Here is a 16,256-nt window from a genome sequence, read left to right as displayed (position 1 = left end):
GGCCGACCCGGCCGAGCATCATTCGACGACGTCGCCCCGGACCACCGGGCCCCCGGGCCCAGGTCCGGGGCGTTCGTCGTCCCCGGGGCCCGAGCCGGGGCCGAAGCCGGGACCGAAGCCGGGACCGAAGCCCGCGCCGAAGGGCCCGGCGCCGAAGCCGGGTCCGACCATGAGACGGCGCTCCACGACCGTTGTCAGCAGCCGCCGTGCCACCGGGCGGGTGAAGGGCAGGATCAGCAGGATGCCTGCGATGTCGAGGACGAAGCCGGGGCTCAGCATCAGCGTGCCGCCGATGAGGATCAGGGCGCCGTCGGCGATCTCCCGCGCCGGCATCCGCCCCTGCTGCAGCGCGGTGCGCAGGGCGCTCCACGCGCGGCCCCCCTCGCGCTTGATGAGCCATGCGCCGAGCAGGCTGTCGAGCACGAGCAGGACGATGGTCCACCACGGCCCGACCAGCTGGCCGACCTGGAGGATGGCCCAGATCTCGACGAGCGGCACGACGACGAACGAGGCCGCCAGGACCGGACGCACCCACCGTCGCCGGCGGCGCGGTCCTGCTGGCGGGGTGGAGGTCGTCACGCGCGACCCCTGCTCCCCCGCAGTCGCTGCCGCCGCTCGGCGAGCCCCCACCGGGTAATCCGGCGCAGCGACTCGCTGGCGACCTGGCCGCTCATCTTGGAGTCGCCGCGCTCGCGCTCGACGAAGTCGATCGGCACCTCCGCGACCCGGAGGCCGCGGCTGACCGTGCGGTAGGCGAGGTCGGTCTGGAACACGTATCCAGTAGACCTCACCGAGGCAAGGTCGATGGCCTCCAGCGTCGAGCGCCGGAACACGCGGTAGCCGGCGGTGGCGTCCTTGACCCGGATGCCGAGCAGGAGGCGGACGTAGAGGTTGCCGCCGCGCGAGAGCAGGAGCCGCTGGAGCGGCCAGTTGACGACCGAGCCGCCGGGGACGTAGCGCGAGCCGATCACGAGGTCGGCCGTGCGCAGGGCGTCGAGGAGGCGGTGGAGCTGCTCGGGCTGGTGGGACCCGTCGGCGTCCATCTCACCGATGACGTCGTAGCCCGCCCGGAGCGCGACGTCGAACCCGTGCAGGTAGGCGGCGCCGAGCCCGGCCTTCTCCGTGCGGTGCACGACGCTGATCGCGGGGTCGGCGGCAGCGAGGCGGTCGGCGATGTCACCGGTGCCGTCGGGGCTGTTGTCGTCGACGACCAGCACGTCGACGCCGGGCTGGGCGGCCCGCAGCCGGCCGACGATCCACTCGAGGTTCTGGGACTCGTCGTAGGTCGGGATGACCATCACACAGCGGCCGAGTCCTTCGACACTCACGCGGGACTACCTCGTTCCAGGGGCTGCCGGGGCTGCAGCGACCGCGGGCGAGGCCGGGGGCTGCAGGTCGTGGTGGCCGGCGCGGTCGCGCTGCCGGCGACGACGATAGGTGATGAGCACGACCGCCGTGTGCACGACGAGGAAGATCATCGCGAGTCGCGCGGGCCAGACGCCGAGCCGCACGGCGAGCGTGCGGGTGGTGCTGAGCCCGACGGACTCCACGAGGACCTCCTGCCCGCGGGCCGGCACCGACGCGACCACCGTGCCGTCGGGGCGTACGACGCCTGAGATGCCGTTGATGGCGGCGACGACCACCCAGCGGCCGGTCTCCTGCGCCCGCAGCCGGCTGATCTCGAACTGCTGCGCGAGCTGGCCGGTGCGGCTGAACATGGCGTTGCTCGTCTGCACCGTGACCAGCTCGGCGCCGCGTGCCACCTGCCCGGCGATGCCCTCGTCGTAGGCGACGTCGAAGCAGATGGCGTCGGCGACCCTCAGGTCGCCCACCCGGATGGGCTCGAGGCTCGTGCCGCGGACCATGTCGCGCGGGACCTCGGTGAGCCTCCCGTAGGTCGACGGCATCCAGCTGCTGCCGCGGAAGGGGATGTACTCGCCGTAGGGCACCGGGTGGCGCTTGGTGTAGCGGTCGCCGCTGCCCAGGCCCGGCTGGAAGACGATGCCCTGGTTGAGCACCTGGGTGTCGTCGAGCGGGTTGCTGTTGGTGCCGCCGACGAGGATCGGCACGCCGATCGCGTCGGACGCCGCGACGATGCCGGCGTGCACCTCGGTGTCGAGGAAGGGGTCGACCGCAGTGGAGTTCTCCGGCCACACCACGAAGTCGGGTCGTGGCTGCTCCCCCGCCGCCACCGCGTCGGCGAGCTCCTCGGTGAGGCGCACGTGGGCGGCCGTCACCTCGCGGTGGACCGCGGGCACGTTGAGGCCGGTGCCGGGGACGTCGCCCTGCACCGCGGCGACCGTGGCGGTCCCGCTGCGCTCGAGCGGGAACGGCGCCACGGCGGGCGCGAGAGTGGCCACGGCGACCCCCGCCACGGCGGCGTACGTCGTGCGCGAGGGCGAGCGCACCTGCAGCACCAGCCACGCCAGGGTCGTGCCGGTGAGCGCCACCAGGAAGCTCACCCCCGTCATGCCGATCCACGGCAGGGCGTCGGCCCACGGGGTGTCCGCGGTCGCGAAGACGAGCCGGCCGAACGGCATGCCGCTGAAGGGGAAACCGCTGCGCAGCGTCTCGATCCCGACCCACCACAGCGCGGCGAGGACCGGCCACGCACGCACGCGCATGCTCCACGACAGCCCGATGCCGAGGGGGACGAAGAAGGCCGCCTCGAGCGTGCACATCGCCAACCACGCGTCCGTGCCCACCGCACGCATCCAGACCATCACGGCGAAGATGAAGGCCACCCCGAACACCAGGCTCGGCAGCCACGCGCGCCGCGGCTCGAGGCCCCGCACGGTCAGCACCAGGACCGCGATCGCGGGCGGCATCACCCAGGAGTGTCCGACCGGCTCGAACGCCGCCGCCAGCACGAGCCCGCCGACGAGGGCGAGGAGGCAGCGGACCAACACGCACAGACCGTAGCCGACGGGCCCAGTCGGAGGGGCAGCCGTGCGGGCAGGCGGACGGGTCACGCGCCTGCAGCGGTGCGAGAGGGACCACGTGGCTTCGGACCGACGCGCACCCGTCTGGCTGACGAGCACGCGAAGTTGTCTACGGCCGCGGGGTCCCTCCCGCATCCGGCCCCCGCGGGGCACCGCCGACCGGTCGACGCACGGTGGGCACCGCTGGCACCGCGTACCCCACGTTCGTCTCCGCTCTGTCGAAGGCGCCACCCGCGAGCTGCACAGGCGGACCCGGGAACCTTCCCTCCCGACGGGTGCGGTGTCAACACGTCCCTGACCTGCGACGACGCACGTTGTCGCAGGTCAACGGCATGCCTCCGCGGGGAAACTCCTGCGACAAATCTCGGGCCCGTCGGCGTGTCGGCGCATGACACGCCGAGGACGGGGCATCAGTCGTGCGACGCAGGCGGTACGACGACCGTGCCGGTGGCGGTCGTCGCCACGACGGGCGGGTCGAGGACCTCAGCCCGGCCCGGCGCGTCGTCGGTCGCGGCGCCCCTGCCGACGACGTGCACCGCGAAGTCCAGGACGCGGCTGCGGGTGCCCTCCTTGACCAGGGTCGCGGTGATCTCGAGGACGTCTCCGGCGCGGACGGGCGCCCGGAACTGGACGTCGGAGTAGGACGCGAACAGGCCCTCGTCGCCGTCGAGGACGATGCACATCTCGGTGGCGACGTCGCCGAAGAGCCCCAGGCTGTAGGCGCCGTCGACCAGGTTGCCGGCGTAGTGGGCGTGGGAGTAGGGGACGTAGCGGCGGTGCGTGACCGTGGTGCCGACGCGGCTGTCGCTCATGAGGCCATCTCCTTGCCCGACCCGGCGGGTCGCGTGAGTCGGTGGACGATGAACGACGCCACCTCGCCGGGCGTCGTACCCCTGCTGAAGACGCGGTCGACGCCGAGCTCGTCGGCCATCGTCTCGTCGAAGCGGGGCCCGCCGACGACGAGCAGCGGCCGCTTGGCCGCCGGGTAGGCCTCCCGGAAGGCGGCCGACATCTCGCGGGTGTTGAGCAGGTGGGCGTCGCGCTGGGTGACGACCTGCGACACGAGGACGGCGTCGGCCTTCTCCTCGCGCGCCGCCTCGACCAGCTGCGGCACCGAGACCTGCGCGCCGAGGTTGACCACCTTGAGCTCGCGGTAGTACTCCAGGCCCTTCTCCCCCGCGAAGCCCTTGATGTTGAGGATCGCGTCGATGCCGACCGTGTGCGCGTCGGTGCCGATGCAGCCACCGACCACGACCAGGCGGCGACGCAGCGAGCGCTTGATCGCGGCGTTGGCCTCCTTCGGGGTCAGCAGCGGGTAGTCACGCTCGACGACCTCGACCGTGCTGGGGTCGACGAGGTGGTTGACCCGCCCGTAGACGACGAAGAACGTGAACCCGTCACCCATCGCCTTGGCGTGCACGACCAGCGCCGGGTCCATCCCCATCTTGTTGGCGAGCTGAACCGCGGCGCCCTCGGCGACCTTGGAGTGCTCGATGGGCAGGGTGAAGGACAGCTGCACCATGCCGTCGCCAGTGGTGTCGCCGTAGGGACGGATCAGGCTCATGCGCGTACTCGCTTCGCTCCGTGCGCGCACGAGGCACGAGGGGCGCAGTGTTGGATGGTGCGCTCGCTTCGCTCGCTCACTGGTCCCCCTCCAGGATCTCGATCGCGGGGTTGTAGTAGTCGGCGGCCTTGCGGGCCACGCCGTCGAGGCCCTTGCCCTTGTCTGCGGGGCGCTTCATCAGGCCGAACGTGCCGTCCGCGATCGCGGCCAGGAGCGGCGGGTCGCCGGCGGCGTCGGAGTCGTCCTTGATCTCCTGCAGCAGGCCGATGGCCTCGCCGAGCACCTCGCGGGCGCGGGTCGCGATGAAGCCGTCGGGCGACGGGTGGAAGTCCTCGCGCAGGTTGCCGGCCGCGTTCATCACGTAGCGGACGTTCTGCAGGGCGAGGTCGCGGTCGGAGATCCACGGCGTGACGACCGCCTCGGTCATCATGCCGACCAGCAGGATCCCCTGACCGGTCATCGCGCCGACGAGGTTGAAGAAGCCGTCGAGCAGGTAGCCCTTGAAGATGTCGCCGGTCATGTGCCGGGTCGGCGGCATCCACTTCAGCGGCGCGTCGGGGAAGAGCTCGCGGGCGAGCATGGCATGGGCCAGCTCGAGACGGAACGAGTCGGGCACCTCGGGGTCGATCTCGAAGGCGTGGCCCAGGCCGAGCTGCCAGTCCTCCAGACCGGCCTCCTTGGCGAAGTACTCGTTGAGGAGCTGGCTCGTGGTCACCGTGTGGGCGGCCTCGATGGCGTCGGCGGTGGTCAGGTAGTTGTCCTCGCCGGTGTTGATGATGATGCCGGCGCGGGCGTGGACCTGGCGGCTGAAGCGCTGGTCCACGAAGGTGCGGATCGGGTTGATGTCGCGGAAGAGGATGCCGTACATCGAGTCGTTGAGCATCATGTCGAGGCGCTCGAGGCCGGCCAGCGCGGCGATCTCCGGCATGCAGAGGCCGGAGGCGTAGTTGGTGAGCCGGACGTAGCGGCCGAGCTCCTTCGACGTCTCGTCGAGGGCGGCGCGCATCAGGCGGAAGTTCTCCTGCGTGGCGTAGGTGCCGGCGAACCCCTCGCGGGTCGCCCCCTCGGGCACGAAGTCGAGCAGCGACTGTCCGGTGGAGCGGATGACGGCGATGACGTCGGCGCCCTCGCGGGCGGCGGCCTGCGCCTGCGGGATGTCCTCGTGGATGTCGCCGGTGGCGACGATGAGGTAGATCCACGGCTTGCTGGGAGCGTCGCCGACCTTCGCGATCATCCTCTCGCGCGCGACGCGCTGGCGGTCGATCTGCTTGATGCCGGCGCCGACGGCCTTGCAAGCGGCGGCGCTCGCGCGCTTCGCGTCCTTGCCCTCGGGCACCCGGAAGGTGACCGAGCCGGCGGCTGCCTTCTGCGCCAGGGTGAGCAGGTCGTCGCCCTCGCCGCGGACCAGGGCGTCCCACACGGGCAGGCTGACGCCGTGCTCGAGCCCGACGTCGGCACGGACGACGTCGGCGAGCCGGTTGACCCACGGCGTGCCGTCGGGGTCGGACCCGCCCAGGCCGGCGAGGCGCAGGGTGGCCCGCTCGACGCTGACGGTGGTGTGGCGCTGGGCGAGGTCGACGATCGGCTTGCCGACCTGGCGCGCGAGGGTGCGCGCACGTCGTACGTCGGCGCGGTCGAGACCGAGCTGGCTGACGGGCTTCCGGCCGGCCATCAGAGCCTCCGCTCGAACAGGCCGCGCACGCCCGCGTCGGTGCGCAGCAGCTCCATCGCGTAGGCGGCGTGCCCCGGGACGTAGCCGTTGCCGACGAGCATCCGCACGTCGGCGGCCAGGCCCTCCGCACCGAGCGCCGCGGCGCTGAAGCTGGTGGCCATGGAGAAGAAGACCACCGTGCCGCCCTCGGCGGTGACGAGGATCGCGCCGCCCTCGCAGCCGGGGACGTCGACGCAGACCACGGTGACGTCGGCCGGACCGCCGACGGCGGTGACGGCGTCACGCAGCGCGATCGGGTCGCGGGCGTCGGCCACTGCGACGGCGTCGGCGAGACCCGCCCCGGTCAGCAGGTCGTGCTCACCCTGGTGGGGTACGACGCCGATGGTGCGGGCGGCGCCGGCCTGCCGGGCGGCGGCCAGGCTGAGGGAGCCGGACTTGCCCGCCCCGCCGATGACGGCGACGACGGGGGCCTTGCCGCGGGCGACGTGGTCCTCCACGACGCGGGCGGTGAGCGCCGGGGCGCCGCAGACGTCCATCACGCTGAGCGAGAGCGCGGGGTCGAGGTCGTCGGGGATCACGGCTGCGATGGAGCGGCCGAAGAGGACGGCGTAGCCGTCGCACGGCACCTGCTCGCTGAGGCCGTCCCAGCGGGCCAGGGCGTCCTCGATGACGAGCGGGGTCAGGGTCAGGCTCACCAGGGTCGCGACCCGGTCCCCCACCGCGAGACCGAGCGGCGACTCGGGGCCGACCTCCTCGACGGTGCCGACGAGCATGCCGCCGGAGCCGGTCTCCGGGTTCTGCATCTTGCCGCGGGTGGCGACGATGTCGAGCACCTCGGCGCGGACGGCGTCACCGTGCTTCTCGCCGTACTTCGTGTGCTTGCGCTCGAGCTGGCGGAAGGACGCCGCGTCGAGGTTGAGCCGCTCGACGCGGATGCGCACCTCGTCGGGCCACAGCTCGGCGCGGGTGTCGAGCCGCTGGGCGGCCTGGGGCAGGACCGCACGCTCGTCGAGGACGCGGTGCAGGCCGGTCGGGTCGCTGGTGCGGACGTCCGCCTGGATGTCCGAGGAGGTGTTCATGCAGGGCATCCTTCTAGGTTCTTCGTGTTGAACCGCAAATCTTGCGGCGTGGCATTGGACTGGCCGCATGTTCTCCACGTACTCTCCCAGATGTGGCGCCGCACACACAACCGGCGCGCCGTCAGACCTGACCCCTCCGTCCGAGCGGACCGGGGCCATCGCAAGGAGACCTCATGAGCATCGAGACCGCCACCTCGCTGGAGGGGGCCCTCGCCACCGGCCAGCCCTACCCCTACCAGCGGGTCGAGCTCGTCGAGCCCGACTGGACCCGGTTCCCCGGCTGGTCCGACGTGACCGCCCAGGACTGGGCCTCGGTCCAGTGGCAGCGCGCCCACTGCATCAAGAACGTCAAGCAGCTCCGTGAGCTGATGGGAGACCTCCTCGACGAGCGCTTCTACGCCGACCTCGAGCGCGACCAGGCCGAGCGGGCAACGATGTCGATGCTCGTGCCGCCGCAGATGATGAACACGATGGTGCCGACCTTCGAGCCGGCCGGCGCCGGGTCGATGACCGAGGCGTTCTACGCCGACCCGGTCCGCCACTACATGGTGCCCGTCTTCAGCGACCGCCGCACCGACTGGCCCTCGCACCCCCACGCCGCCCGCGACTCGCTCCACGAGCACGACATGTGGGCCACCGAGGGGCTCACCCACCGCTACCCCACCAAGGTGCTCGCCGAGCTGCTGCCGACGTGCCCGCAGTACTGCGGCCACTGCACCCGGATGGACCTCGTGGGCAACTCGACGCCGGTCATCGACAAGCTCAAGTTCGCCGGCAAGCCCAACGACCGGCTCGGCGACATGCTCGACTACCTGCGTCGTACGCCGTCGGTGCGCGACGTCGTCGTCTCCGGCGGCGACGTGGCCAACATGCCGTGGCCCCGCCTCGAGGCGTTCCTCATGTCGGTCCTCGAGGTCGACAACATCCGAGACATCCGGCTCGCCACCAAGGCCCTCATCGGCCTGCCGCAGCACTGGCTGCAGCCCGACGTCGTCGAGGGCGTGTCCCGCGTCGCGGCGGTCGCACGGTCGCGCGGCGTCTCGCTGGCGATGCACACCCACGCCAACCACGCGAACTCCGTGACGCCGATCGTGGCCGAGGCCTCCCGCGCGATGCTCGACGCCGGCCTGCGCGACGTACGCAACCAGGGGGTGCTGCTCAACGGCGTCAACGCCGACCCGCACGCGCTGCTCGACCTGTGCTTCCGCCTCCTCGACGGCGCGCAGATCATGCCCTACTACTTCTACATGTGCGACATGATCCCGTTCTCGGAGCACTGGCGGGTCTCGCTCGCCGACGCGCAGCGGCTCCAGCACCACGTCATGGGCTACCTGCCGGGCTTCGCGACGCCGCGCATCGTGTGCGACGTGCCGTTCGTCGGCAAGCGCTGGGTCCACCAGAACGCCGACTACGACACCGAGCACGGCATCTCCTACTGGACGAAGAACTACCGCACGTCCATCGAGGCCGACGACGTCGAGGCCCTGACCCGCTACTACGAGTACTACGACCCGATCCACACCCTCCCCGAGTCCGGCCAGCAGTGGTGGGAGCAGCACGGCCGCCTCGACGAGGCCTCCCTCAAGGCCGCCGAGATGGCCGAGGCCTCCCGCCGTACGGCTGCCCTCCAGGCGTACTGACCTCGCCTCCTCCCCCGCTCCCCCGGCGCCCCGCGTCGGCAGAACTGCCTGACATCTTCAGGGATCCCCGGACGGCCGGGGATTCCTGAACATGTCGGCCCGTGCATGGCCCAACAAGTTCAGGTACCGGCCGTCGCGGCTGGCGGGGCTTGACCTCCAGGCGTCCACACAGCGCTCTCGCAGCCCGTTCTCCACAGGTATATCGCAAGCTGATCGCACCGTGACGGTGCTCCGAGCAGGCTGTAGCGGCATGGAAGCCCGACTTCGTGCGCTCGTCGCCGCCCATGGCGTCTTCACCCGCAAGGACGCCATTGCGCTCGGATATCACGACCACGCCATCGCAGAGCTGGTGAAGGCAGGCGACTGGGTACGCGTGCGCCGCGGCGCCTACGTCCTCGGCTCCCAGTGGGCCGCCATGACCCAGAGCGAGCGGTACGCCGCGCTGTGCCGCGCCGCGTTGCGCCAATCGCGCACCGAGGTCGTCCTCAGTCACCTCAGCTCGGCCAACGAGTACGCCACCCCGCTTTGGGAGTGCGACCTCACCAAGGTGCACCTCACGCGCCTCGACGCGCGAGCCGGTCGCGCCGAGGCCGGCATCGTCCAGCACCGAGGCGTCGTCACCGAGGGTGACGTGGTGACGGCCGAGGACGGCACCAGGCGGATGTCGGCGACCCGCACTGCGCTTGAGCTGACGACACTGCTCGATGTCGAGCACGCGCTCGTGGAGATCGACTTCCTGCTCCACGAAGGCTTGACCACGATCAAGGATCTCCACGCGCGCTACGCGGCCATGACGCACTGGCCGCGCACGCTGGCAACCGACCTGGTCCTGCGGATGGCCGACGGCCGCAGCGAGTCGGTCGGCGAGACCAGGACGAGATTTCTCTGCTGGAGTCAGCACCTGCCGGCCCCGGTCCCCAACTTCCCGATCCACAACGCGCTCGGCGTGGAGATTGCTCGCGTGGACCTCGCATGGCCCGCGCTCCGCGTCTTCCTCGAGTTCGACGGCAGGGTCAAGTACGAGGGCCGGCGCCGCAAGGGTGAGTCCGTCGTGGACTGCGTGCTGCGTGAGAAGCAGCGGGAGTCGCTCATCTGCGAGATCACCGGGTGGCGCTGCATCCGCATCACCTGGGCCGACCTCTACCGGCCGGCCGAGGTCGCAGCCCGGATCCGCGCGCTCTTCGCACCCGCGGCAGCGTGAGTAGCGTCAGCTGACCGGCGGCCGCTCGCTCACGGTGAGAGTGCCCGCGCGTTCGTCCCGTGACGGGTTGCGACGGGGATCACTGAACTTGTCGGCCCGTGCACGGCCTGACAACGTCAGGAACTGCCGGCTGGCCGGGGATTCCTGAACTTGTCGGGCAGCACCGCGGGTCAGCGGAGGCGCGCGCTGAGGAGGGCGGAGCCCTCGCCGGCGAGCTCGTCGGGGCTCACCGGCCGCCCGTAGAGCAGCAGCAGGAGGGTCTCGGCGGAGGCGCGGGCCTCGGGGCCCGAGCCGTGGGTCCAGTCCGCGTCGGTCGCGACGAGTCGTACGCCGGCGACGCGACGTCGCGCGCTGCCCCCGACGACGGCGGTCAACGGCCAGGGGGTCCGGAGGGCGAAGGCGGCCACCGGGGCAAGCGCGTCGAGCGGGACCTGACGGGCGAGGCCGAGGGGGCGGCGTACGTCGAGCCCGTGCACGACCGCGTCGGCGAGCGCGGCGACCGCGGGCATCCCGACCGGCTTGGCGCCGGACGCCAGGTTGCGCTCGAGCTGCTCGAGGATGGCCGGACGCCCGCGGTCGGACCACTCGACGGCCGACCGAGCGATCATCCGGTTCATCGAGAAGCCGTGGCGCGCCAGGGCCGCGGTCGCGGCACCGGGGCCGAGGACCGGCGCCCACGCGAGGTGTGCCGCGACGTCGACCACGCGCCAGCCCGTGCAGAGCGACGGGACCTGCCACTGGTCGTCGTCGAGCCGTCGGAGGGTGTCGAGGAAGGCTCGGCGCTCGGACCGGAGGACGTCGGTGGGCGCGGGCATGGGCAGCTCCGTCCGTGGCCTGGGGCGACCCGGATCGCCGGTGCGGTCGACTCCGTTCCACGGTAGACCGCTCGCGGGTCCGGGCGGAAGCGCGAGCCGGAGCGAGCAGGAACCGCCGCGGGAGACGGTCAGGTCCGCGGACCCGTCAGTCGACGGGACGGTTCTCGAAGGGCGTCGAGAGCACGATCGTGGTGCGCGTGGAGACGCTCGCCGCTCCGCGGATCCGGGCCAGCAGCTCCTCCAGCGCCAGTGGCGTCGCGACGCGGATCTTGAGGATGTAGGACTCCTCGCCGGCGACCGACCAGCACGACTCGATCTCCTTGATGCCCTTGAGCCGGTCGGGGTAGTCGTCGGGCTGGGACGGGTCGATCGGCGTGATGGAGATGAAGGCGGTCAGCGGCCGACCGAGCTGGTCGTGGTCGACGGTCGCGCCGTAGCCCGTGATCAGCCCGCGCTGCTCGAGCCGCTTGACCCGCTGGTGCACCGCTGACGTCGACAGGTCGGTCGCCTTGCCGAGGTCGGTGAACGACATGCGTCCGTCGACGGCCAGCAGCGCGAGGATCTGCCGGTCCTTGGACTCGACCTCGGAGGAGCTCACGCGCGACACTCTAGTGGGAGCCGGACAGCGCCTCCACCAGGCGCACGGCAGACGAGCCGAGCCCCCACTGGGCATCCAGCGCGACGACGGCCTCGTGGTCGGCGGGCGTGCGCGGACGGCTCAGGTCGTGCCCCCCGAGGTCGAGGTCGCGACGTACGGCGACCACGCGGGGCGCGACGGTCAGGTAGTCGGCGGCGGCCTTGATCTTGCCGCGCGGCCCGGGGCCCATGTCGGAGTCGGGGTCGCCGGCCGCTGCGATGATCGCGTCGATCGTGCCGAAGCGGTTGAGCAGCGTCGCCGCGGTCTTGTCGCCGACGCCGGCGACCCCGGGGAGCCCGTCGGAGGCGTCGCCGCGCAGGGTCGCGAGGTCGGCGTACTGGTGGGCGTCGACGCCGTACTTGCCCCGGACCCAGGCGTTGTCGACACGCTCGTGCTTGCTCACGCCCCGGGCGACGTAGAGCACGCGGACCCCGGCGTCGTCGTCGACGAGCTGGAACAGGTCGCGGTCGCCGGTGACGATGTCGACCGGCATGCCGGCACCGGTGGCGAGGGTGCCGATCACGTCGTCGGCCTCCATCTCGGCGTGCCCGACGACCGGGATGCCGTAGGCCTCGAGCACCGACAGGATGATCGGGACCTGCGCCTCCAGCGGGTCCGGGACCTCCTCCACGTCGGGCCTGGGGCCCGGCACCTCCCGCACCACGCGATGCGCCTTGTAGGAGGGCAGCAGGTCGACGCGCCACTGCGGTCGCCAGTCGTCGTCCCAGCAGCAGGCCAGGTGCGTGGGGTCGTACTCCCCCACCAGGCGGCTGATGAAGTCCATCAACCCGCGCACCGCGTTGACGGGCGTGCCGTCGGGCGCCTGCACCGAGTCGGGCACGCCGAAGAACGCGCGGAAGTAGAGCGAGGCGGTGTCGAGCAGCAGGAGGCGCTCGCCGGTGGAGTCGGTCACGCGGCTGAGCCTGCCACAGTCATTCCGCCAGGACGCTGTAGGCGATCACACCGCGCTTGAGCAGCCTCGCGGTCGCCCGCGCCGTGTCGCGCAGCCCCTGCTCCCCTGCCGCGTCGGCCACCTGGCCGCACAGGTCGAGCAGCTGCTTCATCCACCGCACGAAGTCACCGGCGGAAAGGCCGGTGACCATGAGCACGTCGTCGAGGTCGTCGCCCTCGGCCCAGCGCCACGCCGCCCACGCGAACCCGACGTCGGGCTCGCGGAGGAAGTCGAGGCGGTGCTCGCGCTCGAGCGCGTCGAGGTCGCCCCAGAGCCGTACGAGCTCGGCGAGGACCGGGCGCACCTGGCCGCCCGGCATCTTGGGCGAGGACGCGTCGTCGGCGCGCCGGGCCTCGAAGACGAGGGCCGACAGCACGGCCGCGAGCTCGGAGGGGGCGAGGTCGTCGAACAGCCCGGCCCGGATCGCCTCGGCGGCGACGAGGTCCATGTCGGTGTAGATCCGACGCAGGTGGGAGCCCTTCTCGGTGACGGTGTCGCCCTCGAGGTAGCCGAGCGCGGTCAGCACGTCGCAGACGCGGTCGAAGGTGCGGGCGACGGTGTTGGTGCGGTTCTCCACCCGCCGCTTGAGGGTCTCGGTGTCGCGCTCGAGCTTGAAGTAGCGCTCGGCCCAGCGAGCGTGGTCCTCACGCTCGGGACACTGGTGGCACGGGTGGGCCTTGAGCTCGGCGCGCAGGCGGCCGATCTCCCGGTCCGTCGGGGTGTCGCTGAAGGAGTCGCGCTGCGCGGCCCGCCGCGGACCCGGGGCGTCGAGCCCGTGGGCCTTGGCGCGCAGGGCGGTCGCGAGGTCGCGGCGCATCGCCGGGTTGCGCCCGTTGAACGACTTGGGGATCCGCAGCCGACCGACGGCCTCCACGGGCGTCGGGAAGTCCATCGGGGCGAGCCGGCGGGCCTGCCGGTCGGCGGTGAGGACGTAGGGACGCGGCTCGTCGCCGGAGTGGCCCGGGTCGATCACCACGGCGAGGCCGCTGAACTTGCCGGCGGGCACGTGGATGACGTCGCCGGGTCGCAGCTTGCCGAGCGACCTCATCGCCTCCTCGCGACGGTCCATGCGCCGCTCGCGCGCCGCCCCCTTCTCGAGGTCGGAGATCCGCCGCCGCAGTCCGGCGTACTCCATGAAGTCGCCGACGTGGCACGTCGCGGCCTCGCGGTAGCCGGCGAGGGCCTCCTCGGCCTTGTGCACCTGCCGGGCGAGCCCGACCACGGCCTTGTCGGCCTGGAACTGGGCGAAGGACTGCTCCAGCAGCTCCCGCGACGTGGCGCGGCCGAACTGGTGCACGAGGTTGACCGCCATGTTGTAGGACGGCCGGAACGACGAGCGGAGCGGATAGGTACGCGTCGAGGCGAGGCCTGCGACCTCGCGCGGGTTCATCCCCGGCTGGTAGAGCACGACACCGTGGCCCTCGATGTCGAGGCCGCGCCGCCCGGCGCGGCCGGTGAGCTGGGTGTACTCCCCCGGCGTCAGGTCGGCGTGGGTCTCGCCGTTCCACTTCGACAGCTTCTCGATCACGACGGTGCGCGCGGGCATGTTGATGCCGAGGGCGAGCGTCTCGGTCGCGAAGACGACCTTGACCAGTCCCTCCTGGAACAGCTCCTCGACCACCTGCTTGAACGCCGGCAGCAGGCCCGCGTGGTGGGCGGCGATGCCGCGGGTGAGGCCGTCGAGGAACTCGTGGTAGCCGAGGACGTGCAGGTCCTCCTCGGGCAGCGTGCGGGAGGCCTCCTCGACGCGGGCGAAGATCTCGTCGCGCTCCGCGGCGGTCGTGAGGCGGGTGTTGGCCTGGACGAGCTGGGTGACCGCGGCGTCGCAGCCGGCCCGGCTGAAGATGAACACGATGGCGGGCAGCAGGCCCTCGCGGTCGAGCCGCTCGACGACGTCGACGCGGCTCGGGATCCACACCCGACGCCCGTTGCCGACGGCGCGGGGGTTCTTCGACGACCCGGGCTTGCCCTTGCGCGGCGAGCGGCGGTCGCGCATCAGCCGGGAGCTGGCCCAGTCGTCGCGGGCGATGCGGGTGAGCTCGTCGTTGACCGGCGCCCCCTCCTTGACGAAGCCCGCGCTCGCGTCGACGTCGGAGGAGGCGAAGAGGTCGAGCAGCCGGCGGCCGACCATCACGTGCTGGAACAGCGGGACGGGACGCTTCTCCTCGAGGATCGTGGTGGTCTCCCCGCGGACGGTGGCCAGCCACTCACCGAACTCCTCGGCGTTGGAGACGGTCGCCGACAAGGACACGAGCGTCACCGACTCCGGGAGGTGGATGATGACCTCCTCCCACACCGCGCCACGCATCCGGTCGGCGAGGTAGTGCACCTCGTCCATCACCACGAAGCCGAGGCCGAGCAGCGTGCGCGACCCGGCGTAGAGCATGTTGCGCAGCACCTCGGTCGTCATCACGACCACGGGGGCCTCGCCGTTGACCACGTTGTCGCCGGTGAGCAGACCGACCTTGTCGGCGCCGTAGCGCTTGACCAGGTCGTGGTACTTCTGGTTGGACAGCGCCTTGATCGGCGTGGTGTAGAACGCCTTGCGCCCGGTCTGCAGGGCGAGGTGGATGGCGAACTCGCCGACGATGGTCTTGCCCGACCCGGTGGGCGCCGCGACCAGCACGCCGCGGCCGTCCTCGATCTCCCGGCACGCACGCAGCTGGAAGTCGTCGAGCTCGAAGCCGTAGAGGCCCTCGAAGTCCTTGAGCATCGGGTAGGGCCTGTCGCGCTGGAACGCCGCGTAGCGCTCGGCGGGCGTCAACTCGTCGTCGGGGGTGCTCATGCGATGACCTCCAGCGCGCCGGGGACGCACTCGATCGTCAGGGGAAGCGGACCGAAGCGCTCGCCGTCGGCGTAGGTCACGATGCCGGGCGCCGCCACCGTCACCGTACGGACCCGGCGGTGGACGTACTCCGCGACACCGTCGATCCTCCCGGTGAACAGTCGCGGGTAGGAGCGGACCAGCTTGGACTTGCTCATGCGGGTGATGACCACGACGTCGAGCAAACCATCGTCGAGCAAGGCGCCCTCCGTGATGCGCAGCCCTCCGCCGAAGGACGGCCCGTTGCCCACGGCCACGAGCATGGCCTCGCGCTCCATCGTCTCGTCGTCGAGCTGGAGCACGTAGGGGATCGGGTGGAACGTCCGCAGCTCCGCGAGCGTGGCGAGGTTGTAGCGCATCTGGCCGCGGGGCCACGTCATCGCGTTGGCGCGCTCGTTGACGATCGCGTCGAACCCCGCTGCCAGCACGGTGACGAACCACCGCTCACCGCTGCGGGCGAGGTCGATCGTGCGTCGCCGCGAGGCGATGATCCGGTCGGCGGCCGCGACCGGGTCGGTGCGCGGGAGGCCGAGGTAGCGGGCGACGTCGTTACCGGTGCCGCTGGGGATGAGGCCGAGGGGCGTGCCGGTGCCGGCGACGGCCTGCACGCCGAGGTGGACCAGCCCGTCGCCGCCGCACAGCACGAGGGCCTCGACCCCGTCGGCGACGCACCCCCGGGCCAGGTCGGCCGCCTCGTCGGCGTCTCGACCCTGCAGGTTGCGGACCACGAAGCCGCTCTCGCGCAGCCGGGCCAGGGCGGCGTCACGGTAGCGAGCTCCCCGGCCACCGCCCGAGGTGGGATTGGTCAGCAGGGCGATCTCGCGCCCCCGCACGTGGCGGTCGGGCCATGCCGGGTCGTGCATGGCGCGACCCTATCCTCCGGCGCCGACGGTGGTGTCCGAGTCGTCGGAGTCGCGTCGGAGTCGCGTC

At 71.9% G+C, this 16,256-nt stretch carries 14 protein-coding genes; 2 read left to right on the top strand and 12 right to left on the bottom strand.

The genetic code is table 11. The annotated features are described in order from the left end of the window. Positions 1-18: 18 nt before the first annotated feature. The 7 genes from NCI01_RS18345 to kdd all read right to left on the bottom strand — a co-directional run bounded on the left by NCI01_RS18345 (position 19) and on the right by kdd (position 7,257). Positions 19-579 (bottom strand): FxsA family protein, encoded by a 561-nt coding sequence (locus NCI01_RS18345; RefSeq protein ID WP_254182936.1) that lies wholly within the window; start codon positions 577-579, stop codon positions 19-21. Continuing rightward, the gene (locus NCI01_RS18340) at positions 576-1,328 is read right to left on the bottom strand and encodes a polyprenol monophosphomannose synthase (protein ID WP_372495206.1); all 753 of its coding nucleotides are present in this window, start codon (positions 1,326-1,328) and stop codon (positions 576-578) included. The genes NCI01_RS18345 and NCI01_RS18340 overlap by 4 nt, the downstream gene beginning before the upstream one ends. Before the next feature lie 6 nt (positions 1,329-1,334). After that, positions 1,335-2,909 (bottom strand): apolipoprotein N-acyltransferase, encoded by a 1,575-nt coding sequence (lnt, locus tag NCI01_RS18335; RefSeq protein ID WP_254182935.1) that lies wholly within the window; start codon positions 2,907-2,909, stop codon positions 1,335-1,337. A 443-nt stretch (positions 2,910-3,352) separates the two neighbouring features. Next, on the bottom strand, positions 3,353-3,754 hold the full coding sequence (gene kal, locus NCI01_RS18330; protein ID WP_254182934.1) for a 3-aminobutyryl-CoA ammonia lyase: 402 nt from the start codon (positions 3,752-3,754) through the stop codon (positions 3,353-3,355). Further along, positions 3,751-4,506: a lysine 5,6-aminomutase subunit beta gene (gene kamE / locus NCI01_RS18325; protein ID WP_254182933.1), complete on the bottom strand. Its 756-nt coding sequence runs from the start codon at positions 4,504-4,506 to the stop codon at positions 3,751-3,753. The genes kal and kamE overlap by 4 nt, the downstream gene beginning before the upstream one ends. 76 nt (positions 4,507-4,582) lie before the next feature. Continuing rightward, complete coding sequence (kamD, locus tag NCI01_RS18320; RefSeq protein ID WP_254182932.1) at positions 4,583-6,178, bottom strand: lysine 5,6-aminomutase subunit alpha; 1,596 nt, start codon at positions 6,176-6,178, stop codon at positions 4,583-4,585. After that, the gene (kdd, locus tag NCI01_RS18315) at positions 6,178-7,257 is read right to left on the bottom strand and encodes an L-erythro-3,5-diaminohexanoate dehydrogenase (RefSeq protein WP_254182931.1); all 1,080 of its coding nucleotides are present in this window, start codon (positions 7,255-7,257) and stop codon (positions 6,178-6,180) included. Before kdd ends, kamD begins: the two co-directional genes overlap by 1 nt. Positions 7,258-7,430: 173 nt before the next feature. Between kdd and NCI01_RS18310 the strand changes: the two genes are divergently transcribed. Then, positions 7,431-8,897, top strand: a complete 1,467-nt coding sequence (locus tag NCI01_RS18310) for a KamA family radical SAM protein (RefSeq protein WP_254182930.1) — start codon at positions 7,431-7,433, stop codon at positions 8,895-8,897. A gap of 250 nt (positions 8,898-9,147) precedes the next feature. Continuing rightward, positions 9,148-10,098 (top strand): type IV toxin-antitoxin system AbiEi family antitoxin domain-containing protein, encoded by a 951-nt coding sequence (locus tag NCI01_RS18305; protein ID WP_254182929.1) that lies wholly within the window; start codon positions 9,148-9,150, stop codon positions 10,096-10,098. 170 nt (positions 10,099-10,268) lie between these two features. On the opposite strand, the gene NCI01_RS18300 is transcribed toward NCI01_RS18305, so the two are convergent. The 5 genes from NCI01_RS18300 to NCI01_RS18280 all read right to left on the bottom strand — a co-directional run bounded on the left by NCI01_RS18300 (position 10,269) and on the right by NCI01_RS18280 (position 16,189). Next, positions 10,269-10,913 carry a maleylpyruvate isomerase family mycothiol-dependent enzyme gene (locus NCI01_RS18300; protein WP_254182928.1) on the bottom strand — a complete coding sequence of 215 codons (645 nt, stop codon included), beginning with the start codon at positions 10,911-10,913 and terminating at the stop codon, positions 10,269-10,271. 145 nt (positions 10,914-11,058) lie between these two features. Beyond that, positions 11,059-11,511, bottom strand: coding sequence for an Lrp/AsnC family transcriptional regulator (locus NCI01_RS18295; protein ID WP_254182927.1), 453 nt, complete (start codon positions 11,509-11,511; stop codon positions 11,059-11,061). Between the two features lie 10 nt (positions 11,512-11,521). After that, positions 11,522-12,463, bottom strand: a complete 942-nt coding sequence (locus NCI01_RS18290) for a 5'-3' exonuclease (RefSeq protein WP_254182926.1) — start codon at positions 12,461-12,463, stop codon at positions 11,522-11,524. A gap of 19 nt (positions 12,464-12,482) precedes the next feature. Beyond that, entirely contained in the window at positions 12,483-15,287 is a 2,805-nt protein-coding gene (locus tag NCI01_RS18285; protein WP_254182925.1) for a DEAD/DEAH box helicase, read from the bottom strand. Further along, a complete protein-coding gene (locus tag NCI01_RS18280; protein WP_254182924.1) occupies positions 15,284-16,189 on the bottom strand; it encodes a diacylglycerol kinase in 906 nt (301 codons plus the stop codon). The genes NCI01_RS18285 and NCI01_RS18280 overlap by 4 nt, the downstream gene beginning before the upstream one ends. Positions 16,190-16,256 lie beyond the last annotated feature (67 nt).

It is taken from the genome of Nocardioides pinisoli, from assembly GCF_024199985.1.
Lineage (GTDB): Bacteria > Actinomycetota > Actinomycetes > Propionibacteriales > Nocardioidaceae > Nocardioides > Nocardioides pinisoli.
This window is presented reverse-complemented; position numbering and strand designations above follow the sequence as displayed.

Bases quoted from the DNA above. Each gene is read 5' to 3' on its own strand.
- NCI01_RS18305 (WP_254182929.1), top strand. From the start codon at position 9,148: ATGGAAGCCCGACTTCGTGCGCTCGTCGCCGCCCATGGCGTCTTCACC.
- NCI01_RS18300 (WP_254182928.1), bottom strand. From the start codon at position 10,913: ATGCCCGCGCCCACCGACGTCCTCCGGTCCGAGCGCCGAGCCTTCCTC.
- NCI01_RS18280 (WP_254182924.1), bottom strand. From the start codon at position 16,189: ATGCACGACCCGGCATGGCCCGACCGCCACGTGCGGGGGCGCGAGATC.
- NCI01_RS18285 (WP_254182925.1), bottom strand. From the start codon at position 15,287: ATGAGCACCCCCGACGACGAGTTGACGCCCGCCGAGCGCTACGCGGCG.
- kdd (WP_254182931.1), bottom strand. From the start codon at position 7,257: ATGAACACCTCCTCGGACATCCAGGCGGACGTCCGCACCAGCGACCCG.
- NCI01_RS18310 (WP_254182930.1), top strand. From the start codon at position 7,431: ATGAGCATCGAGACCGCCACCTCGCTGGAGGGGGCCCTCGCCACCGGC.
- kamD (WP_254182932.1), bottom strand. From the start codon at position 6,178: ATGGCCGGCCGGAAGCCCGTCAGCCAGCTCGGTCTCGACCGCGCCGAC.
- kal (WP_254182934.1), bottom strand. From the start codon at position 3,754: ATGAGCGACAGCCGCGTCGGCACCACGGTCACGCACCGCCGCTACGTC.
- kamE (WP_254182933.1), bottom strand. From the start codon at position 4,506: ATGAGCCTGATCCGTCCCTACGGCGACACCACTGGCGACGGCATGGTG.